Origin of the sequence: Pauljensenia sp. UMB0895, from assembly GCF_030218905.1 — a bacterium.
In the GTDB taxonomy this organism is placed as follows: domain Bacteria; phylum Actinomycetota; class Actinomycetes; order Actinomycetales; family Actinomycetaceae; genus Pauljensenia; species Pauljensenia turicensis_A.
On record NZ_JASOQR010000012.1, the window covers coordinates 197,926 to 219,661 of the forward strand.

At 56.0% G+C, this 21,736-nt stretch carries 20 protein-coding genes and 2 tRNA genes; 2 read left to right on the plus strand and 20 right to left on the minus strand.

Annotation, left to right across the window (positions count from 1 at the left end):
• From pdxT to glgA, 11 genes are all read right to left on the minus strand, one after another.
• Positions 1-594 (minus strand): pyridoxal 5'-phosphate synthase glutaminase subunit PdxT, encoded by a 594-nt coding sequence (gene pdxT, locus QP503_RS05440; RefSeq protein WP_006681108.1) that lies wholly within the window; start codon positions 592-594, stop codon positions 1-3.
• Positions 588-1,490 (minus strand): pyridoxal 5'-phosphate synthase lyase subunit PdxS, encoded by a 903-nt coding sequence (gene pdxS / locus QP503_RS05445; RefSeq protein ID WP_219585153.1) that lies wholly within the window; start codon positions 1,488-1,490, stop codon positions 588-590. The genes pdxT and pdxS overlap by 7 nt, the downstream gene beginning before the upstream one ends.
• 2 nt (positions 1,491-1,492) lie before the next feature.
• Complete coding sequence (locus QP503_RS05450) at positions 1,493-2,254, minus strand: YebC/PmpR family DNA-binding transcriptional regulator (RefSeq protein WP_219585154.1); 762 nt, start codon at positions 2,252-2,254, stop codon at positions 1,493-1,495.
• Positions 2,255-2,388: 134 nt separating this feature from the next.
• Positions 2,389-2,883, minus strand: coding sequence for a SixA phosphatase family protein (locus tag QP503_RS05455; protein ID WP_103632575.1), 495 nt, complete (start codon positions 2,881-2,883; stop codon positions 2,389-2,391).
• Between the two features lie 224 nt (positions 2,884-3,107).
• On the minus strand, positions 3,108-3,797 hold the full coding sequence (locus tag QP503_RS05465; protein ID WP_103632573.1) for a histidine phosphatase family protein: 690 nt from the start codon (positions 3,795-3,797) through the stop codon (positions 3,108-3,110).
• Positions 3,798-3,844: 47 nt separating this feature from the next.
• Positions 3,845-6,784, minus strand: a complete 2,940-nt coding sequence (locus QP503_RS05470; protein WP_219585155.1) for a bifunctional [glutamine synthetase] adenylyltransferase/[glutamine synthetase]-adenylyl-L-tyrosine phosphorylase — start codon at positions 6,782-6,784, stop codon at positions 3,845-3,847.
• Positions 6,784-8,118: a glutamine synthetase family protein gene (locus QP503_RS05475; RefSeq protein WP_103632571.1), complete on the minus strand. Its 1,335-nt coding sequence runs from the start codon at positions 8,116-8,118 to the stop codon at positions 6,784-6,786. Before QP503_RS05475 ends, QP503_RS05470 begins: the two co-directional genes overlap by 1 nt.
• A gap of 71 nt (positions 8,119-8,189) precedes the next feature.
• Positions 8,190-9,080, minus strand: coding sequence for an SPFH domain-containing protein (locus tag QP503_RS05480; RefSeq protein WP_285101390.1), 891 nt, complete (start codon positions 9,078-9,080; stop codon positions 8,190-8,192).
• Positions 9,077-9,541: an NfeD family protein gene (locus QP503_RS05485; RefSeq protein WP_006681117.1), complete on the minus strand. Its 465-nt coding sequence runs from the start codon at positions 9,539-9,541 to the stop codon at positions 9,077-9,079. The genes QP503_RS05480 and QP503_RS05485 overlap by 4 nt, the downstream gene beginning before the upstream one ends.
• 49 nt (positions 9,542-9,590) lie before the next feature.
• Positions 9,591-10,376 (minus strand): ABC transporter ATP-binding protein, encoded by a 786-nt coding sequence (locus QP503_RS05490; protein ID WP_006681118.1) that lies wholly within the window; start codon positions 10,374-10,376, stop codon positions 9,591-9,593.
• Positions 10,377-10,418: 42 nt separating this feature from the next.
• Positions 10,419-11,642 carry a glycogen synthase gene (gene glgA / locus QP503_RS05495; protein WP_006681119.1) on the minus strand — a complete coding sequence of 408 codons (1,224 nt, stop codon included), beginning with the start codon at positions 11,640-11,642 and terminating at the stop codon, positions 10,419-10,421.
• Between the two features lie 176 nt (positions 11,643-11,818).
• Between glgA and glgC the strand changes: the two genes are divergently transcribed.
• Positions 11,819-13,057 (plus strand): glucose-1-phosphate adenylyltransferase, encoded by a 1,239-nt coding sequence (gene glgC / locus QP503_RS05500; protein ID WP_006681120.1) that lies wholly within the window; start codon positions 11,819-11,821, stop codon positions 13,055-13,057.
• A complete protein-coding gene (gene serB / locus QP503_RS05505; protein ID WP_006681121.1) occupies positions 13,054-13,764 on the plus strand; it encodes a phosphoserine phosphatase SerB in 711 nt (236 codons plus the stop codon). The genes glgC and serB overlap by 4 nt, the downstream gene beginning before the upstream one ends.
• A gap of 90 nt (positions 13,765-13,854) precedes the next feature.
• Here the strand turns inward: serB and QP503_RS05510 are convergent, their stop codons facing one another.
• From QP503_RS05510 to QP503_RS05550, 9 genes are all read right to left on the minus strand, one after another.
• A complete protein-coding gene (locus QP503_RS05510; protein WP_006681122.1) occupies positions 13,855-14,412 on the minus strand; it encodes an NUDIX hydrolase in 558 nt (185 codons plus the stop codon).
• Between the two features lie 3 nt (positions 14,413-14,415).
• Entirely contained in the window at positions 14,416-15,672 is a 1,257-nt protein-coding gene (locus QP503_RS05515) for a PrsW family intramembrane metalloprotease (RefSeq protein WP_006681123.1), read from the minus strand.
• Positions 15,673-15,710: 38 nt separating this feature from the next.
• Positions 15,711-16,343: a phosphatidylinositol phosphate synthase gene (pgsA, locus tag QP503_RS05520; protein WP_006681124.1), complete on the minus strand. Its 633-nt coding sequence runs from the start codon at positions 16,341-16,343 to the stop codon at positions 15,711-15,713.
• The gene (locus QP503_RS05525) at positions 16,343-16,903 is read right to left on the minus strand and encodes an HIT family protein (RefSeq protein WP_006681125.1); all 561 of its coding nucleotides are present in this window, start codon (positions 16,901-16,903) and stop codon (positions 16,343-16,345) included. The genes pgsA and QP503_RS05525 overlap by 1 nt, the downstream gene beginning before the upstream one ends.
• A 5-nt stretch (positions 16,904-16,908) precedes the next feature.
• Positions 16,909-18,936, minus strand: a complete 2,028-nt coding sequence (gene thrS, locus QP503_RS05530; protein WP_006681126.1) for a threonine--tRNA ligase — start codon at positions 18,934-18,936, stop codon at positions 16,909-16,911.
• Positions 18,937-19,082: 146 nt separating this feature from the next.
• Positions 19,083-20,120, minus strand: coding sequence for a lipid II:glycine glycyltransferase FemX (locus tag QP503_RS05535; protein ID WP_006681127.1), 1,038 nt, complete (start codon positions 20,118-20,120; stop codon positions 19,083-19,085).
• A gap of 43 nt (positions 20,121-20,163) precedes the next feature.
• Positions 20,164-21,411 (minus strand): carboxylate--amine ligase, encoded by a 1,248-nt coding sequence (locus QP503_RS05540; RefSeq protein WP_006681128.1) that lies wholly within the window; start codon positions 21,409-21,411, stop codon positions 20,164-20,166.
• 141 nt (positions 21,412-21,552) lie between these two features.
• Positions 21,553-21,624 (minus strand) — tRNA-Val (locus QP503_RS05545).
• Position 21,625: 1 nt separating this feature from the next.
• Positions 21,626-21,696, minus strand: a tRNA-Cys gene (locus tag QP503_RS05550).
• Positions 21,697-21,736: the final 40 nt, after the last annotated feature.

Consider the following 21,736-nt stretch of genomic DNA (forward strand, 5'->3'; position numbering starts at 1 on the left):
TCAGCGGTTCTCCACCATTGAAACGAACAGTTCATGCAGGCGGTCATCGCCACCCACCTCGGGGTGGAAGCTGGTTGCCATGACGTTACCTTGACGTACGGCCACGATCGGACCATCTTCAGCGTTTCCGGCGCGCGCAATCACAGACACGGTGTCGCCAACGGACTCAACCCACGGTGCGCGGATAAAGACAGCGCGGAAATCGTCGCCTTCGATGCCGTCAATCACGAGGTCTTCTTCGTAGGAATCAACCTGACGCCCAAAGGCATTACGTCGAACAACCATGTCGAGGGTGGCGAAGCACTTCTGATCATCGCGACCATCAAGGATCGTAGACGAGAGCATGATCATGCCAGCGCATGTGCCCCACGCGGGAAGTCCAGCATCAAGACGGTCTTTCAGAGGTTCAAACATGTCGAAGGAGGCCAACAGATTCGACATGGTCGTTGACTCGCCACCGGGGATGATCAGACCATCCACTTTCGCCAATTCGCAGGGGCGACGCACCTTAACGGCGCGGGCGCCAGAATTCTCTAGCGCCCGCACATGTTCGTCAACGTCACCCTGAAGGGCGAGAACGCCGATCGTCACCATCCGCGCTCCGCAAGACGGTGAGAAACCGGAAGGTCGTCAACGTTGATACCGACCATTGCTTCACCAAGGCCACGCGAAACCTCAGCAATAACGGACGGATCATCGTAGAAGGTGGTTGCCTTAACGATGGCAGCTGCACGCTTCGCCGGATCACCGGACTTGAAGATACCGGATCCAACGAAAACACCCTCAGCACCGAGCTGCATCATCATTGCAGCGTCCGCCGGGGTAGCAATGCCACCGGCGGTGAACAGAACGACAGGAAGCTTACCTTCGCGAGCGACCTCGGCGACCAGCTCGTAGGGAGCCTGGAGTTCCTTGGCGGCAACGTAGAGCTCATCTTCGGGAAGCGAGGTGAGGTGACGGATCTGGTCGCGGATCTTACGCATGTGCGTCGTCGCGTTGGAAACGTCGCCGGTACCAGCTTCACCCTTGGAGCGAATCATTGCTGCACCTTCGGTGATGCGACGGAGTGCCTCACCCAGGTTGGTTGCACCGCAGACAAAGGGAACGGTGAAGTTCCACTTGTCGATGTGGTTGGTGTAATCGGCCGGGGTGAGAACCTCAGATTCGTCGATGTAGTCGACGCCGAGGGACTGCAGAACCTGAGCTTCAACGAAATGGCCGATGCGAGCCTTTGCCATGACCGGGATGGAGACAGCGTTGATGATGCCATCGATCAGATCCGGGTCAGACATACGGGCAACGCCACCCTGTGCGCGAATGTCCGCAGGAACGCGCTCGAGCGCCATGACGGCAACTGCGCCCGCATCTTCGGCGATCTTTGCTTGCTCTGGAGTAACGACGTCCATGATGACGCCACCCTTGAGCATCTGAGCCATACCGCGCTTAACCTGCGGGGTACCAACTTCGCGAGTCGACGTGAACTCAGCCATCGTCACTCCCCTTCTTCCAGCTGCGCGCGGACCTCATCCGAGTACGTCATGTTGTTGTAGATGTTCTGAACGTCGTCAGATTCTTCCAGAGCGTCGATCAGTTTCTGAACCTTCAGTGCGCCTTCAAAGTCGACCTCAACGTCGGTCGATGCGACGAATTGAACTTCAGCGGAATCGTAATCGATACCTGCTGACTGGAGCGCCTTACGGACCTCGACAACATCGGAGGCTGCGGATTCGATGACGAATCCATCACCGGTGTCGGTCACTTCTTCAGCACCCGCATCCAGAACGGCTTCCATGATCGTGTCCTCGTCAACGCCGTCTGCTGCGCCCACCTCGACAATGCCACGACGGGAGAAGAGGTAGGAAACCGAACCCGGGTCCGCCAGCGAGCCTCCCTGACGGGTAAAGCCAAGGCGGACGTCGGAAGCTGCACGGTTACGGTTGTCGGTCAGACATTCGACGAGGAATGCAACGCCGTTCGGGCCGTAGCCTTCGTACATGATGGTTTCGTAGTTCGCGCCACCGGCTTCTGCACCGGAGCCACGCTTGACAGCACGATCGATGTTGTCAGCGGGAACGGAATTCTTCTTTGCCTTCTGGATGGCGTCATACAGGGTCGGGTTACCTGCGGGATCGCCGCCGCCGGTGCGTGCTGCAACTTCAATATTCTTGATCAGACGAGCGAAGAGCTTTCCGCGCTTCGCGTCAATGGCGGCCTTCTTGTGCTTGGTGGTCGCCCATTTAGAGTGTCCCGACATTACTGCTCCCTTGAAGGGTGGATTGCGTACCCGTATATCTTAGCGGGATTAGTAAAAGGTCAGCGTCTTCAAAGGTGGGCTATGGGACACAGTAAACGTTCGATGCCAATGCCCGTCAGCCTTGAACTCTGCGATTACAGCACGCGTGGGACGGTGACAATCCGTACTGGCAGGTTCGCGCCGGGACGAAAATCAGCGAAACTTCCTTCGCTTTGAATGATCAGAGCAGTCGCTTTACCGACGCCAGTGCCAAGATCGGCTTTCGCACTATCGTCTCCGATCAGGTATCCAACATGGCCGATTGTTGGCTGATGTCCGACAATCAGTGCGGATTCTCCAGGCAGGGAGTTAATCGTTTCGATGAGTGACTCTGCCCCTGCATCGTAGATTGAACGATCCTTGTACGTGGTCCTCATTGGCAGGTTCTTCGCGATCTCGTCGAAGGTCTGCCATGCGCGCACTGCTGTTGAACTGACCCCTAGTTCGATGTCTCCAACTTCGGCTTGCAGTTTGATGCCAAGCTCGTGCGCCCGACGGAGACCAAGATCGGTCAACGGTCGCGAGTGATCCGACAGCGCGAAATACTCCGGGTCAGAGTGGCGAACAAGGATCAGCGTGCATTGACTCATGTGAAAAGATTACAGTGTGAGGGATCGAGGAGGTTCAATGGCATTGGGACGAGGCCGCGCTGACGGTGTGTGTCAGGCACGCGAGTGTAATGCGCAGGCGGTGTGGATCATCACCTGGTCAAACCCGAAAATCCCGTGGGCGGATTCCAAGACGTGGCTGTCATGCAATGAACACCGCGAATTTCTGTCCGATTACATGCGATACCGGGGTTTCCCCTTTGAGATCAATCCTCTAGATCCCACTGATCAACTGGACGGTTATTCCACGTCAGACCAGTGAAGGCACCTCGCAGATCGTCGGGGTTGTGAGGAACGGAGGTGCCGAATCGTTCGGTGGGCCACTGCAAGATGACGGTTCCCGTATTCGACATGAAGTGAGTCATCACAAGAGTGCCGGAGATGTTGTGCGCAAGCGTCGATGCCAGCAGGCGCAGTAGGGCTCCATGAGCGACGATCACACCCACGCCGTCCGGATCTTCCTCAAGTACGAGGCCAGCCACTTCGGCGATAACGGGCAACGCACGGGCAAGCGCGTCCTCCCCCGTTTCAGCGCCAGACATACGAATGTGAGTTGCACCGTGCGACCAGTTTCCCGTTCCTTCAACGTAAACGGAGTCTGAGAACGGGTCAGCGTTCATCTCAACGTCACCTGAGCGTAATTCACGAATTCCTGGTCTCACCAGCGGAGTCAGGGCATACTTAGCGCATAGGGGTGCGCAGGTTTGGCGAGTGCGAAAAAGAGGTGAAACAGCAACCACTGTTGGAGCCTGCCCGACTTCAGATTCCCAGCGCGAAGCAAGATCGGTGGCTTGAGCCAACCCATCGGCGGTTAGCGGTAGTCCAGGCCTAGAGGTGTCAAGAGCGTGCGCTTCATTGGCGTAGGTCTGTCCGTGACGCACGAGGACGATTTTCACAACTGTGTTTCCGTTTCTTCTTCGTGCCTTGGTGTGCAAGGCAGTATTCAGTTCCAGAAGTAGGTATCCATCAATGCGCGTGCTTTGCGCGATCGACGAAGCCATTCTTCTTCCAGCTCACACTCGCTTGCCGCACCATATCCAAGAACGCGTGCCAGCGGGATAAGGTCCTTCGAGTCTCTGGGAACGGTATCGAGTTTAACTCCCGACATTCGCCCGGTTGTCAGCACGTTCGCCGCCCGGATTTGTGATGCGAGGCTCCACGCATTTTCCAACGTCTTCGCATCATGAGGAGCAATCCATCCCGAACGAGTTAATGCGCGCAGAGCATCAATCGTTGACGAGGTGCGTAAAGAGTCATCGGCATGAGCATGTTTCAGCTGAAGAAGCTGAACAATCCATTCGACGTCTGACAGGCCACCCGGCCCCAATTTCACGTGACGCGTGGGTTCGATGCCACGAGGCAGGCGTTCGCTTTCCATTCTTGCTTTGAGCAGACGAATGTCTCTGATCTGGGCCTCGTCAATCGCGCTGCCATAGCGCACGCGGTCGATTAACTCCCCCATCGAACGCATCAGATCATCGGGGCCGGCGAATACGCGCGCCCGAAGGAGCGCTTGGCGTTCCCAGGTCGATGCCCACTTGTCGTAATACTCCGCGTACGATTCGACGGTTCTGGACATCGGTCCGTTGCGTCCTTCTGGACGTAGGTCTAGGTCAACGCTGACACTCATCTGCGCTGTGACCGTCCCCAGCAATGCTTTCACGCGGTTGATGATTGTCGTTGCAGCGTTCACAGCGTCGCTCTCGCTCACGCCATTGGTCGCGCGATGAAAAGCCATGACATCAGCGTCGGAGGCATAGTTTGATTCACGCCCACCGTAACGTCCCATCGCCACGAACCCAACGTCGACGCGGTGACCGTTCTTGAGTTCTTCTTCGCGTGTTGCAATCGCTAATGCGCCGACAACTGCTGCGTCCGTAGCATCGGAGATTGTCTGCCGCCTGGCTCCGATTCCAGTCACCAAATCGCTCATCGCAGCACGAGTAAGTTCACGCGAACGCATGGCTCGCACGCGATATGCGGCCTTATCCGAATCTGCGTGGCGGTCAATCAACGAGGCCGCCTCGACTTTCAAAACCTCAGCTTCACGAGGGGCGAGGTCTTTATCAAGATCCAGCCAGGCGACTGCTTCGGGGCGATGTGACAGAGCCTCAGCGATCCACTTCGAGTTCGGCAGCATCTCGCAGAGCCTGGATGCGGCAACTCCGGAATCACGCAGGAGAGCCAAATACCAGTGAGAATCACCGATTTGCTCCGATAGAGCTCTAAAGTTCAGCAAGCCAAGGTCTGGATCTGCACCGTTGGAAAGCCACGAAATAAAAACGGGCAGAAGATGACGCTGGATCTTCGCACGCCTGCTTGTGCCCTGCGAGAGGGCCGTGATGTGGGCAAGAGCTCCTCGGGGATCGCGATAGCCGATGGCTTGAAGACGAGCCTGAGCACCATCGGAGTCCAACGTAGCTTCATCTGGGCTAAGGCCCGCAGTTGCCTGAACAATCGGACGATAGAACACGTCCTCATGGAGCATTCGAACACGATCTCGAATGCGTTTCAGTTCCTTCGCCAGAGCCTCGGAACTACCACAATGCTCAAGATCAACTCCCCTGCCCACCGCTCGAAGTTCGTTCGCTGACGTAGGGATCAGGTGGGTGCGACGCATGCGTTGAAGCTGAATACGGTGTTCAACAGCACGCAGGAAGCAGTAGCATTCACGCAATTCTTGAGCATCGCTACGCGCCACATAACCACCGTCGCTAAGGCGAGACAGCGCATCCAACGTTGATCTGGCGTGAAGCGAATCATCGGTACGACCGTGGACCAGTTGCAACAGCTGCACGGTGAACTCGACATCACGCAGGCCACCTCGCCCGAGCTTCAGTTCACGGTCAGCTTCACGACGGGGAATCGTGTTTTCAACGCGACGTCGCATTGCTCGAGCATTTTCAACAAAGCCATCACGCCCCGTAGCATTCCAAATGTACGGAGAAGCAACACGGAAAAAGGCCTGACCAAGCTCCATATCGCCAGCTGCCGGGCGAGCTTTAAGAAGAGCCTGGAACTCCCACGTTTCAGCCCACTTATCCCAATACTGTGTGAACGAGTCAAGTGTTCGCACAAGCGCGCCATGACGCCCTTCGGGACGCAGATTCGCATCCACGCTCCAGAGTGGCTGTTCATTACCCGGCCCCGAACATACCTGAGCCGAAAGCGCTGCCATGCGCGTACCCAGTTCGATGGCACTACGCTCATCAACACCCTCAGCCGGGGCAACAACGTACATCACGTCAACGTCGGAAATGTAGTTAAGTTCTTGAGCGCCTGTTTTTCCCATCGCAATAATCGAAAGACGAGCATTACCCTGCGGATCAATATCTCGTCGTGCCAGTGCGAGGGCAGCTTCGAGTGCAGCGTCAGCAAGCACCGCAAGGCGCACACCGACTTCCGGCATATAATCGGGCGGGTTCGGGTGCGTAGCATCGTCAGCAACGAGGTCCAACAAAACTCTGCGATACGCACGACGCACATCGTCGCCGTTGTAGCCGGGACCCGCAACGGGCATCTGCGACGCTGGATCAGCCCCCACTGCGTGAAGGAGCTCCGTCAACGGTTCATCGGGTTCAACAAGCAAGCCATCAATGCGTGAAGGGTCAGCAATCAGGTAGTCGCCCCACCAGGAAGATGCACCAAAAACCGCGACCAAGCGCCGAAGCCCATTGCCCCCGCGTTCAGCGATTGTGGCTAATTGAGTAGGGGCGGCCTCGTGAAAACGCAGGCAGGTTACCAGCGCGGAATCTGGATCGGCGCAGGCGTTGAACAGCGGTAGCCACTCGCCTAGCTCGCCGGGTAGGTCAGCCAAAAATGACGCTGCTCGCACCGGATCCAAGAAACCGCTACCGCGGAGGTCCTTCGGGACAACCTCCATCAGTAGACCTTGAGGAACTGGCGAATCTCCTGAGGCGTCACCTGCTGGCGGTACTCACGCCATTCCTTTTCCTTGTTGCGCACAACGTAGTCGAAGACCTCTTCACCAAGAGCACCGGCAACCAAGTCAGATTCGCGCATCAAACGAACCGCGGAAGCCAATGACGTCGGCAGAGCCTCGATCCCCATCACCTGACGTTCGCGATCCGTCAGATCCCAAACATTGTCCTCAGCTTCGGGGACAAGTTCGAGGCGACGTTCAATGCCGTCAAGACCTGCAGTGATCAGAACGGCGAGTGCAAGATACGGGTTCGCAGCCGGATCCAAGGCACGGTACTCAATGCGTGCTGCCGTACGCTTTTCAGGCTTGTACAGCGGGACTCGAATCAACGCGGAGCGATTGTTATGACCCCAGCACACGTAAGACGGAGCCTCGCCCCCACCCCAGAGGCGCTTATAGGAGTTCACGTGCTGATTGGTGACAGCAGCGATCTCGCGAGCATGTTCCAAGAGCCCCGCAATGAAGTGGCGCCCCGTGCGTGACAGCTGATAGTCACCTGACGGATCGTAGAAGGCATTTTCTTCACCTTCGAGCAGTGAAAGGTGCGTATGCATACCCGAACCCGGATGGTCAATAAAGGGCTTGGGCATAAACAGTGCGGCAAGGTTCTCGCGCAACGCGACCTCTTCGATGACGGTTCGAGCGGTCATGATGTTGTCGGCAGCACTCACCGCATCGACTGCACGCAGGTCGATTTCGTTTTGACCGGGGCCACCTTCGTGGTGAGAGAACTCGACCGCAATGCCCATATCTTCGAGCATACGAACCGCGCGACGACGGAAATCATTCGAATGCCCACGCGCAACATGATCGAAATACCCCGCAGAATCAACAGGCTTCAAGTTGTCGACACTGATCGGCTGTTGGAGCAGATAGAACTCAATCTCAGGGTGAACCATCACAGTGAAGCCGCGCTCTTGGGCTCGTTCAACAACGCGTTCCAACACGCCGCGAGGGTCACTACGTGCAGCCTGACCATCGGGGGTCAACACGTCGCAGAACATTCGAGCAACGGGATCTTCTTCCCCTCGCCACGGCAACATCTGGAATGTCGAAGCATCCGGACGCAACAACATGTCGGACTCGTGCACGCGGGTCATGCCTTCAATCACAGAACCGTCGAAACCGATACCTTCAGCGAAGGCATCTTCCAACTCGCCCGGGTCAATTGCTACAGACTTCAAGACACCAGCGACATCTGTAAACCACAGGCGAATAAAGCGAATGTCGCGGGCAGCAACCTCGCGCAGAACCTTTTCCTGGATGGAGTCCACGAGTCTCTTCTTTCAATCGGGGGCGATGGTGAGGGGGATGGTCAAGAACACGTCGTCCACACCGGACAGTTTTACTTGTTCGGGTTAAAACCCTTCGCAATGGAATCCAGAGCAGCCGTCAGTTCGGTGGGAACAACCCACACCTTCGACGAATCCCCCTTGGCAAGTTCCGGAAGCATCTGCAAGTACTGGTAGCTCAGCAGATCAGGCGTTGGATTGCCCTCGTGGATCGACTGGAAGACGGTACCGATAGCTTCTGCTTGACCGCGGGCGCGAGTGACAGCCGCCTGAGCTTGTCCTTCAGCCTTCAAGATGGCGGACTGCTTTTCACCCTCAGCCTGAAGGATCTGCGACTGACGGACACCTTCAGCAGTCAGAATCGCTGCACGCTTATCACGTTCGGCTCGCAACTGCTGTTCCATGGCCTGCTGAATCGACGGTGGCGGATCAATTGCCTTCAACTCAACGCGATTCACGCGGATACCCCAGCGTCCCGTTGCTTCATCAAGAACACCACGAAGCTGAGTGTTGATCGAGTCGCGACTCGTCAGCGTCTGCTCGAGGTCGAGCGAGCCAATGACATTACGGAGCGTCGTCACCGTCAGCTGTTCGATTGCCTGAATGAAGTTCGCAATCTCGTAGGTCGCGTGCATTGGATCCGTGACCTGGTAGTAAATCACCGAGTCGATGGAAACCACGACGTTATCGGCGGTAATCACCGGCTGTGGAGGGAAGCTGGTGACCTGTTCACGCAAGTCAACGCGCGCTGCAATACGGTCAAAGAACGGAATCAGCACATGCAAACCACCGTACATCACCGTGTGAAAACGACCGAGGCGCTCGATCACCAACGCGCGAGGCTGGGGAACAATCTGGACGCTCTTGGCAAGGATGACCACAACAAGGATCAACAGGAGCCCAGCAACGAAGGGACCAATACTCATGTCCACGGCGGCACTCACCCTTTCTGTTCTTCGAATGTTTTACTACGGTTCTCGACGGACGTAACAACCGCCGTAGCACCGTCGATCTCGCACACATACGCATGCTCGCCCACAAGAAGGGGCTTCTCGTCGATTGTGCGGGCAGACCAGACTTCGCCATCAAGTTTCACGCGACCACTGCTGGCGTTCACGGTTTCAATCACATCGACCTGTCGCCCAATCAAGGCGTGCACATTGGTTTTCACGTTCGTTTGCGACCAGAGCATACGCATTTTCAGCCACGGACGAAGCGCACAAAGAAAGACCAGCGAGCAGACCACAAAAACGCCGACTTCGGGCCAGAGCCCAGGGACAACAAGAGAGGTTAACGCCGCTGCTAAACCACCGATGGCAAGCATGAGGAACACAAGGTCAACCGTTGCCATCTCAATCAGTCCAAGAACGATGGCAACAATCACCCACCACAAAGCGTGCGTCATACACACTCCCCTTTGTCCGACGTGTCCACGGTGATACCTATGAAGAGACTTACCTGACGGCGCGAGCCCACCAGCGTCCGTTGTCGTTACCGGCGCTCAGAGGCAGACAATACGTCGCTGACAGATTCACTCCGGTGATGACGGAATCAATGACACCCGACTGGACGACCTTTGCTCCGTCCATCAAGACCGCGTGCGTCATTCCGCTGGGAATTTCTTCCACCTGGTGTGTAACCAAAATGACCTGCGGAGCATGCGGACCGGAAATGATCTCTTCAAGAGCTCCGATCAATAGTTCGCGGGCGCCAAGATCCAAGCCAGCGGTGGGCTCATCAAGAATCAGGACCTCCGGGTCTGTCATCAGGCTTCGAGCAAGCAACACACGTTGCGCTTCGCCCTCAGAGAGAGTTCCAAACTGACGATCCGCCAAATGATCAATACCGAAAGCAACAAGCAGATTGTCGCAACGCGCATCATCTTGAGCTTCGTATTCTTCGTCGCGATGAATTGCGATACCCCACGCTGCCGTGCGAACAAGGTCGCGAACAGTTTGGTGTGCACGAATGGAGGGGGCAAGCGACTTCGAAACAAGTGCAACGCGGGAAGCAAGTTCTTGACGGTCGAGAGCAAAAATGTCTTCGCCATCAAGTTTCACGGTGCCCTGCGCCAATGCTTCACGACCGGCTAGCGCTCGGATAAGAGTTGTCTTACCCGCGCCATTCGGGCCAAGAATCACCCAATGCTGGCCTTGCTCGGTGCTAAAAGACACCGAATCAAGAATCGCAGTTCCACGTTTGCTTACAGTTGCATCCACACATTCAAGGACATAAGTCATACCTATAAGCCTACCTTTGTCACCGAAATATGATCGGCTGACTCACACCAGTGTGCGATACAGATCCGCGGTCTTCTGGCCGATGGCATCCCAAGAGAAGTGGTCGCGAGCACGCGTCAGGCCTGCCACTCCCATCGTCTTGGCGCCCTGAGGGTTATCGAGGACTGCGATCAGGCGCTCGGCCATATCATGAACGAAGGTATCGGGCTTCAGAGGAGTGCCGGTGCCGTCATTCATTTGTTCGATCGGAACCAGATAGCCGGTCTCGCCGTCGACGATGACATCGGGAATACCGCCAGTTGCCGTACCAACAACGGGCAGGCCCAGCGCCATCGCTTCGAGGTTCACGATACCGAGTGGCTCGTAGACCGACGGGGTGATGAACACGGTCGACGCATCCAGAATTGCTGCAATGTCGGGCTGCGGGAGCATCTCAGAGATGAGGATGACGCCCTGACGCTTCGCCTGCAGGTCCTTCACAAGCGCGTCGACTTCGGCTGCAATCTGCGGAGTATCGGGAGCACCCGCACACAAAACAATCTGAACGTCATCGGGAAGCAGGTTCGCTGCGCGCAGGAAATGGGGCAGACCCTTTTGACGCGTAATGCGTCCAACGAACACAACGGTTCGCTTGGTCGGATCAATCGAATACGTCTTCAGAACGCGTTCTTGGTTCTCGCGTTCAGCGTCGGTAGACGGAGCACGCCACTTCGCCAGATCAATGCCGTTGTGAATGACGTGAACCTTCGCGTCGTCAACGTTCGGGTAGGAGCGCACAATGTCGGCCTTCATACCGTTCGAAACTGCAACAATGCCGGCCGCGGCCTCGTACGACGTCTTCTCGATGTAGGAAGAAATGCGGTAGCCACCACCCAGCTGCTCGGCTTTCCAGGGGCGCAAGGGCTCCAGAGAGTGTGCTGAAATGACGTGCGGAATGTCGTGAAGCAGAGCCGAAAGATGGCCGGCAAAGTTTGCGTACCAGGTGTGCGAGTGAACCAAGTCTGCGCCTTCGGTCTGGGCCGCGATGGAAAGATCTACCCCGAGTGTCTTCAGTGCCGCGTTCGCTCCTGCCAGTTCCACTAGGTCAGCGTGGCCGACGACTCCAGTTTCGGCTCCTTCGGTTCCGGGTTCACGAGGCCCGTCAAACGCGTGAACTCGAACCTCGTCGAGGCGGGGACGCAGAACTTTAGCAAGTTCAGTAACGTGAACACCTGCACCTCCATAAACAAAGGGCGGATACTCGCGGGTCAGCAGGTCAACGCGCATGATGGTCCTTTCAGGGAAGGCACAAACTTCTTGAGCTAGCCTATCGCGGGCACAGAGCACTCACCGACGAATCCCCGCATGCGTGCACACAGTTGCGCATTCAATGACCATATGTGATGGGCGCCACACAGTGGAATATGCGTGCAGGATCACACTGACTCTCATAGGCTTAGCCCATGGCCAAAAATCATGTTCTCGCAATTGTTCTTGCAGGTGGTGAGGGGAAGCGACTGATGCCGCTGACCGACGACCGCGCTAAGCCCGCTGTTCCCTTCGGCGGACACTATCGTTTGATCGACTTTGCTCTGTCCAACATCGTGAACTCCGGTTATCTGAAGATCATCGTGTTGACCCAGTACAAGTCCCACTCGCTTGACCGCCACGTCACCAAGACCTGGTACACATCTCCCCTTCTCGGTAACTTCATCGCCCCTGTTCCGGCTCAGCAGCGTCGCGGGCCTCACTGGTACTTGGGTAGCGCTGACGCTATCTACCAGTCCCTGAACATCGTCGATGATGAGCAACCCGACTACATCGTCATCATTGGTGCCGACAACATCTACCGTATGGACTTCTCTCAGATGGTGCAGCACCACATCGATTCTGGACTCCCGGCCACGGTCGCAGGCATCCGTCAGCCGATCGAACTTGCTTCCGCTCTCGGCGTGATCGACTCGGCAGACGGCAAGATCAACCAGTTCCTCGAAAAGCCGAAGAACGCTGCCGGCCTTGCCGACGATCCCACCAAGGTGCTCGCTTCCATGGGCAACTACGTGTTCACCACGAAGGACCTGATCAAGGCTCTCCGTGAGGACGCACACAACCCCGAGTCCAAGCACGATATGGGTGGCAACATCATCCCGTGGTTCGTCGAGCGTGGCGAGTGCGGTGTATACGACTTCCAAGACAACGACGTCCCGGGTTCGACCGACCGCGACCGTAACTACTGGCGCGACGTTGGTACCCTCGATGCCTACTACGATGCCAACATGGACCTGATTTCAGTCCACCCCGTGTTCAACCTGTACAACCGCAAGTGGCCGACGATGACGATGATCGACGGTTCCTTGCCACCGGCTAAGTTCGTGTACGGTGAAGAGCACTCGCGAATGGGTCACGCTGTTGATTCCTTCGTCTCCCCCGGGGTCATCATTTCCGGTGGCGAGGTCTACCACTCGGTTATCTCCCCCGGTTGCTACATACACTCCTGGGCTCAAGTCACTGACTCGGTTGTCATGGATGGGTGCCGTATTGGTCGCCACGCAGTGGTATCCAAGGCAATCCTCGACAAGAACGTTGTTCTTGAAGAAGGCGCTGTCATTGGTCTTGACCTCACGCGCGACCGGGAACGTGGCTTCACCGTTACGGATTCCGGTATCACCGTTGTCCCCAAAGGAACGGTTGTTACCCGTTGAGTAATACACCCCGTTCTCTCCCGGATGCTTCGGCGTTCGGGAGAGACGCATTTTCACCCCCGCCTCGCCTGATCGTCACTGATGTTGATTCGACTTTGATCGCCCAAGAAGTCATCGAAGAGTTGGCGCATTTCGCTGGGACGCGCGGGCAGGTTGCTGACATCACCGCGCGGGCAATGAACGGCGAGATAGACTTCGCCGAATCTTTGCGCCTCCGTGTCTCCACCTTGGCGGGCGTTCCCGCTACGGTGTTCGATGAGGTTCTTCATTCGATCACTCCCACCCCCGGTGTGTGCGATCTGATTGATGCGGTTCATGCCCACGGTGGTTTTTTCGGTGTGGTCTCAGGTGGCTTCGAGGAAGTTGTTGCTCCTCTTTGTCACCAGCTGAACATCGATCATTACTTGGCTAACCGACTTGAGGTCACCAACGGCTTCTTGACGGGTAAGGTCCTGGGGGCAATCGTGACCGCGGACGCCAAGGTGCAGGCGTTGGAAGGGTGGCGTCTATTGCACGGACTGGATGTTAACCAGACAGTCGCCATCGGAGATGGAGCAAACGATATTCCAATGCTCCAACGGGCAGGCTTGGGAATTGCTTTCTGCGCGAAGCCCACAGTTCGTGAGCAAGTGAAGTATTCGCTGAACGTTGCACAACTGGATCTCTTGATTGAGCCATTGGGACTATCTGGGGTTCCTCGCACCTAGGCGCACACTGAGTACCAACAAATTCTCAATTGTCGGAGCTTTTTGATTAAAGGCGTATCGGATCGGAAATGGTCATCCGATCCGATACGTTCACTCTTCAGCGCTTCCTTGGCAGGCGCTTGATTCACGAATACGGTGAAGCTGACCGTCCCAACCGTTCACCCATGATTGGGCAAGATTCGCAAGGTTGAGGGGGTAGACCTCGCCGTTTAGCGCCCGTTGAGCAAGCTCATCGAGATCCCACCAGCGCTGTTCGTCGATCACGTCGCGTTCTAGGTCGGTCCACCCATCATTGTTCAGCGTGACACGTTGAGTGTGAGCGATGAAGAACCACTCGTCCTGTTTGGCGGTAATGGATAAAAAGTCGAAGGTTGCTTCACGATAGATCACGGGGCCAACAAGAGCATCGGGTTCTAAGACAATCCCCGTTTCTTCAAAGAGCTCTCGACAGGCTGCTTCTGCGGGATTCTCCCCCTCCATGATTCCGCCACCGATGGTGAACCACCACTGGCGTTCCGGCTGATCACGATCGTGTCCTTTGGCAAGGAGCAATCTGCCATTCTCATCAAAAAGGATCACGCGAGCCGCTTGTCGGTGCGGGTAGCCGTCTGCATCCACCGGCCATTCGTTTTCATCAAGACCAGACATGGATTACCTCGCGTTATTCAATGTCGTCTGTGTCATCGCATTGAGGAAGAACTGACGATCTTGACTGACCTGAGCAACCAACTGTCGGTCGAGTTCGATGCGAGAATCATCCGCACCCAAACGTTCTTGGAGCTTTTGATCAAGCCCCAGGGCGGCAAGATGAGAAAGGAATCGTCTCATTGCTTTTTGCGCGTCCTTGCCCGCAGGCTTCACCCAGTTCATCGCAGTTCTGCGACCGGCTTTCTCACTGACCATGACCACCTCGGCGGGAAGGACCCATCCGGCTTGGACGTAGGGAATGAGCCCTTCACGAACGGTCTTCAATTCGCGTCGTGAAATCCAGGTCAGCACAATCATCCAGCCGACGAACAGTGGAATCTCGACAAAGAGATAGTTGGTAATAAAACTGGTAGCTTCTGAGGTTCCCGCATAATTCCACAATCCGTGAACGTACATTGCGATGCTTAATCCCAGAAGGCTGACGATGGTACGGGGTAGCCAGGAGCGTAGGCGAATCAGCGCAAAAGCGAGAGCAAGGCCGGTGAATGATGTGGCCATCGGGTGCAGGAATGGGCTGAAAACCCCACGAAGGATGACAGTGACGGTCAGGGCCGCTGATCCTTCTTGACTTGCCTGCAGGAAGTATTGAATGTTCTCGATAAAAGCGAAGCCTGCGCCGGAAAAGCCGGCATAGACAATACCATCGATCAGGGAATGAATGGTGCTTCTACGGGCGAGGATGATGAACAGAACACCGAGTGCTTTGAGTGTTTCTTCGACCGGAGGGGCAACATATACGGCTGTCCACCGCATTGCTTCCATTTCGTCGCCAAGTACCAGCGTGGCGTTGAGGAGCAGTGCAGAGTTCAGCATGGATGCCCCGACAATGGCGACGCCCGCACCCCAGACGAAAGCAACGATTTTTGTCCACAAGGGTTCTGGCTCATGACGATCCAAGTGAATGAAGAACCCCAGAACAACGATCAGAGGGAAGGACGCAAGGAATGCTAAGTAGGCGGTGGTTGATACGTCGCTCAGCGAAATGTATCCGTAAATGCTCAGCGCGATACAGATCGCTGAGACAGCAATGATTGACGTTTCGAAGCGCGGAAGGCGAAAATGTCGAGGCTGGGGTACATCCCACATTGGCGCTGAATAATGCGTCGTCGGAGAAACCATGTTTGCTCTGGGCACGTCGGGGCGAATACGCGAAAGTCGGAACTGTTCTCCAGGACCGGATGATGCACTTTCGTATGTCACTGATTCTCCGTTAATTGCCTGCGTAGACGCGGGGCTTCTCAGATATGGCCGTCGATCTTCTTCAGTGCACCAGCAGTAAATGCGATTCGCTGGCCGACGGTGAATAGAGAGGCGAAGGCGACCCAGATGAGGCCTGCGACGGCCCACCACTGTCCACATCCCCAGTCGGTCAAAGCCGCCCCGACGAGGACAACGATCAACCGATCGGTTCGTTCCGCGATACCAACTTTGGCCAGAACTCCGATGGATTCGGCGCGTGCTCGAGCGTAGGGAACGGCTCCGGTACCGACGATGGCGATGAGTCCTCCAACCAGTCCAACCGTGCGTGCGGTTGAAGGCTCCCATCCGAAGATCAACCACGCGCACACTGATGCGAATACTGCGCCGTCGGAAATACGGTCCAGCGTTGAGTCAAGGAAGGCGCCGAAGCGCGACCCACCTGTCGTCATACGTGCCAGTGTGCCGTCAACTGAGTCTGCGAAAAGAACGAGGCCCAGCGCAATGCCGCCTTGCCAGACGTAGCCGAATGGAATAGTCGCGCACGCGACACCAACGCTGGCAATTGTTCCGATGATCGTCACCGCATTCGCACTGACCCCAAGTTTGGCGAGGAGGCGTGCAAGCGGTGTAAAGATCGTCTTCGTCATTGAACGACCGTGATTTCCAAGCATCAGGATTCCTTCGGCCAGGCGTCAGCGAGCATGTGGCGCGCATCTGATAAAAGCTGGGGAACAGCTTTCGTCTGAGCAATAATCGGCAGGAAGTTAGCATCCCCAAGCCAGCGCGGAACGATGTGTTGATGCAGGTGAGCAGCAATTCCCGCTCCGGCGACATCACCCTGATTCATCCCCAGGTTAAAGCCCTGCGGCCCACTAGTAGCGCGAAGAACTCGCATAGAGGTAGCCGTCAGCTCCCCCACTTCAATGCGCTCTTCATCGGTTAAATCCGTGTAGTCAGCGACGTGACGGTACGGACAGACCAGAAGGTGCCCAGAATTGTAAGGGAACAGGTTCATCAGCACGAACGCACGGCGACCGCGATAGACGATCAAGGCGTCCTCATCGCTCTTCGATGGAGCTGCGCAGAACGGGCAGGTGTGATCCGTTGAGTCTGATGGTTTGCCTTCGCCATTGATATACGCCATGCGGTACGGCGTCCAAAAACGTTTGAAGGCATCCGGAGCGCCCGCTATTTCACGGGAATCTTCAACCAGTGGCTCAACGTCACTCATGGTGTTCAGTCCTGCTCGACAAAAAGGTCCGAGTTGTTGCGCCTACGGACATGGTTCACGATGCGGGCAACAGCATCGTCGATGGCCACGCCGTTGTCCTGCGAGCCGTCACGGAAACGGAAGGACACCGCACCGGCTTCAACATCTTCGCCACCAGCAATCAGGGTGAAGGGAACCTTTTCCTTCGATGCGTTTCGGATCTTCTTACCGAAACGATCGTCGGAGTGGTCAACCTCTACGCGGATGCCTTCGGCCTTGAGCTTGGCGGCGACCTGGTCGACATAGTCAGCAAACGCCTCGGCAACCGGGATAATCTTCACCTGGACTGGAGCAAGCCATGCTGGGAATGCACCCGCGTAGTGCTCGGTCAGAACACCGATGAAGCGTTCGACGGAGCCAAGCTTCGCCGAGTGAATCATGACCGGGCGCTGGCGTGAGCCATCAGCAGCCGTGTATTCGAGGTCGAAACGCTCAGGCTGGTTGAAGTCGTACTGAATGGTCGACATCTGCCACGTACGGCCGATAGCATCCTTGACCTGCACGGAAACCTTCGGACCGTAGAATGCTGCGCCACCCGGATCTGGAACCAGTTGCAGACCGGTTGCCGAGCAGGCGTCTTCAAGAGCCTTCGTGGCGTTCGCCCAGTCTTCATCGGAACCGATGAACTTGTCCTTCTTCTTGCCGTCTTCGTCGCGCGTCGACAGTTCAAGATAGAAGTCATTCAGGCCAAATGCTTCCAAGATGGACAGGAAGAAATTGATCTGCGAGCGAATTTCTTCGCCTGCCTGCTCGGGCGTGCAGTACGTGTGCGAGTCATCCTGAGTGAAGCCACGCATACGGGTCAGGCCGTGGACAACACCGCTCTTCTCGTAGCGGTAATCGTGGCCCATCTCGAAGAATCGTGCGGGAAGTTCACGGTAGGAACGACCGCGTGAGCGGAAGATCAGGTTGTGCATCGGGCAGTTCATGGCCTTGAGGTAGTACTCCTGGCCAGCCTTTGTGATGTTGCCTTCTTCGTCGCGTTCCTCGTCAACCTGCATGGGCGGGAACATCGTGTCCGCGTAGTACGGCAGGTGGCCGGAAGTGTGGAACAGACCGCCCTTAGAGATCTCGGGGGTGTGAACGAAATCGAAGCCAAACTGCTCGTGGCGTTCGATCACATACTTCTCAATCTCGTGACGCAGGATGCCCCCCTTGGGGTGGAAGACGACAAGGCCGGGGCCAATTTCCTCCGGGAAGGAGAACAGATCAAGTTCTGCGCCCAGGCGACGGTGATCGCGACGTTCGGCTTCCTTGATACGCTCCTGGTAGGCGACGAGGTCGTCCTTCGAGGCCCACGCAGTGCCGTAGATACGCTGCAGGTGATCTCCGGACTGGTCGCCCTTCCAATAGGCGGCTGATGCCTTGGTGAGCGCAAAGCCGTTGCCGATCAGGCGGGTGTTCGGCAGGTGCGGTCCGCGACAGAGGTCTTTCCATGCAACGGTGCCGTCTCTGCGAACGTTGTCGTACATGGTGAGCTCGTGGCCACCGACCTCAACTGAAGCACCTTCTGCACCCGAGCCCTTCGTGGTGACAAGTTCCAGCTTGTACGGCTGGTCTGCGAGCTCAACACGCGCCTCGTCCTCAGAAATGACGCGACGGACGAACGACTGGCCTTCCTTCACGATGCGCTTCATCTTCTTTTCGAGTTCACGCATCAGTTCGGGGGTGACCGAATCGATATTGCCGAAGTCGTAATAGAAGCCATCGGTAATGAACGGACCAATACCAAGGTTGACATCCGGGAAGGTGTCCTGAACTGCCTGAGCCAGCACGTGAGTGGCGCTGTGGCGAAGAATGTCCAAGCCAGCGGGCGAATCAATAGTGATTGCCTCGACCGTCATTCCCTCTTTAAATTCAGTGAACAGGTCGCGAGGAGTGCCGTCAATCATGAGGGCAACGACCTCACGACGCTGCTCATACCAAGTAGTACCCGTGGTTCCACTTTCCACGGTCTGCTTCTCTTGGTCGATGACGAGGTCGATGCTGGACACGAATGTCTCCTTGATCAAACGATGAATATACCGCTGACAGTCTACTCGCCCAGTCACCTCATCACCGCACCCGACCCCCTCAGTGAACCAACCAACGGACAAATCTCGACGCACGTGTGTACAACTGACGGAGACGAAAGAGGTGACTAACGGGAAACTCGACGCAACTTTCGTTTCACATTCAGCAACGAACGCACCATGATGTACTGCGGGCGCGACACGGGCAGATCCCAAGCGCCAGCAACATCTGTGTATGAAGTCGCGAAAGCAAGCTTGTAGCGGCCAACGTGGAACAGCGTTGAATTACGCGGAGAATGAATGCCTCGAAGATCGAACCCTTTAAAGCCTTCGCTACCAAGGAGGAGTGCAACCTCAACATCCAAGAACGCAGGACTTCCCAAGCGGCGACCGCGATCCGAAGAAGCGCCGTACTCAGCTTGAGCATTCTTCCCGTTCAGCAACACCAGATCCCAACAGAGGATCTCGTTGTCCTGCGTACGAGCAGTGAATACGCGAGCGTGCTGTGACCCCAGGATGCGCAACAGAGACTGGTAATAGCCGATGGGGTGTGGACGGAATCCATCACGCTCCGCTGTTTGCTTCAGGACCTCGTAGTACGGTGAAAAATCAACTGATGCAGCCTCGGTTTCCTCGTGGATCTGAACGCCGAACTCATCGGCTTTCTTCGTTGAACGACGAAGCGTGCGCCTGCCACCATTGGTCAATGATTCGAGCACTGCATCGCGATCCCCGCGTCCGGTTTCGATGATGACGGTGCGGTCATATGTCACGATCTGCAACGGTTCTTCAAGATCCTTGGCAGCAAACCACGAATGCAGACGGATGAAGACAATTCCGCGATCGCGACTGCGAACAAACTTCAGTAGGTCCTTGCGCAGGCGTTCCTCGCGTTCAGGAGTGGCCTCGCGAATCCAGACGGGACCTGATTTTGCCCACAAGTAGCGCAACGCGCGAAGCTTGTATTCAAACAGCGCGATGACAGCGATGCATTTGTCGTTCTCATACCAAGCAAGGCGACCAAGCTCCCCCGCCCAGAGAGGATGTCCTTGTGCAGCTGAAAACTCTTCCCACTGCTGCGACTGTTCGATAGGAAGTCCACCCACACCGGAAACAGCATGTTGCATGTCGCGTGCGTTAATCGGTCGCAGACTCGTGGAAGTCATGTAAAGCCTTTCGTCTCTGTTCACCCAGCAAGTAGTCATGGGCTCAGAATGAGCGGTCAGTCGGTCGAGGATAGTAGAGAGCAAATTTTCGGAAGTGGTTCAAACGTTGCAAGCGAACAATTATGTTCCGCTTTGCATTGTCCTCGTGCGGATTGATCAGCGGATCAAAGCGACGATGGTTCTTGATCAACGATTTCACGCGCTTCTTCAAAGGTTCATCTCGCAAGTATCGCAACAGCAGTCGGTCTGGAACCATCGAATAGAGAATTTCACGCGAAATGCGCTTGTGTTCCATGCGCTTCCCATCGATCAAATCGCCTACCATGACGAGCATCGGATTGGCTCCACCTGCGGTCATGTACCAATTGTTGCGTCCAATTCGAGGATTCACTTCGAAGAATACGGCGCGGTTATCACGTGGATCGATCTTCACGTCAAAGTTGGCAAAACCGCGATATCCGGCACGTGTCAGCAGGCGTTCAGCTTGTTGCCACAGTTCAGGGAATTCTTCAGTGATCATGGCAACCGGATTACCGATCATGGTCGGTGCATGATCTTCAAGAAGCACTCGCGCCGAGCCGATCAACGTCACCTCGCCGTGGCTATCGACGTATGCGGTGATGGAACGCATTGCGGTGTTGTCGCCAGGGATCAGTTCCTGGACAAGAAAAAGATCGCGGAATCCGGCTTCTCCGAGCGTTCTCCACATCTGCGCCAATTCGACCTCATCTTCGAGGAACCAAATCTTGCGTTTGCCTTCAAAGTGCAGACGATCGTAGGCATCTGCTCTGGCAGCCTTGGCAACAATCGGGAAGTCGAAGGGAATCGAAGGTGCAACCCACTGATCGGAATAGTCAGACATGTCGACGCCGATACCTCGAGGCGCATCAATGCCAGCGTCTTCACACGCCTGCGCAAAAGCGACTTTGTCTGTAAGAAGCTCAATCGTTTCCAGGGATGGGAACGGGAGCGCGTAGTATTCGCCGAGCTGGTCGTAGTTGCGAGCAATGAAGGTTGAATGCAGGTCATGGTTTGCCATCAGAATCAATGCTTTATCAGCGTTTTCTTTGGCAATTGCACAAAGTTCGTGAAGAAGAACGTCGTCAGATGCGTCTGCTTCGATGTGATGAACGTCGAAGAAGTTCGAGCCCGTGATGGACACGGTGGGCTCGTTTGATACGCACAGGCATCGACATCCAAAGGCCTCGTTGAAAGAGCGACCGATTCCGTAAACACCAAAATCGCCACCCAAGATCACGGGAAGAATCACTCGTGAGCGAGAAGAGACCATGAATTCAAACCACCTTTGTGCGCGCCCGATCAGCCTACCTGTTTTGCTCTTTCAAGGATATAAGGGAAACCCTCATTACTGGGTGACCTGCCACGAGGTAACAAAAAACGTCTTTCCCGCAGGAAAGACGAAATCATTGAGTGGGCGATACTGGGATCGAACCAGTGACCTCTTCCGTGTGAAGGAAGCGCGCTACCCCTGCGCCAATCGCCCGAGGTGGGTACGGGATTCGAACCCGTGTATACGGCTTTGCAGGCCGCTGCCTCGCCTCTCGGCCAACCCACCACGCTTGACCCATCGGAAAGGTTGAATCCGGGGCTCAACG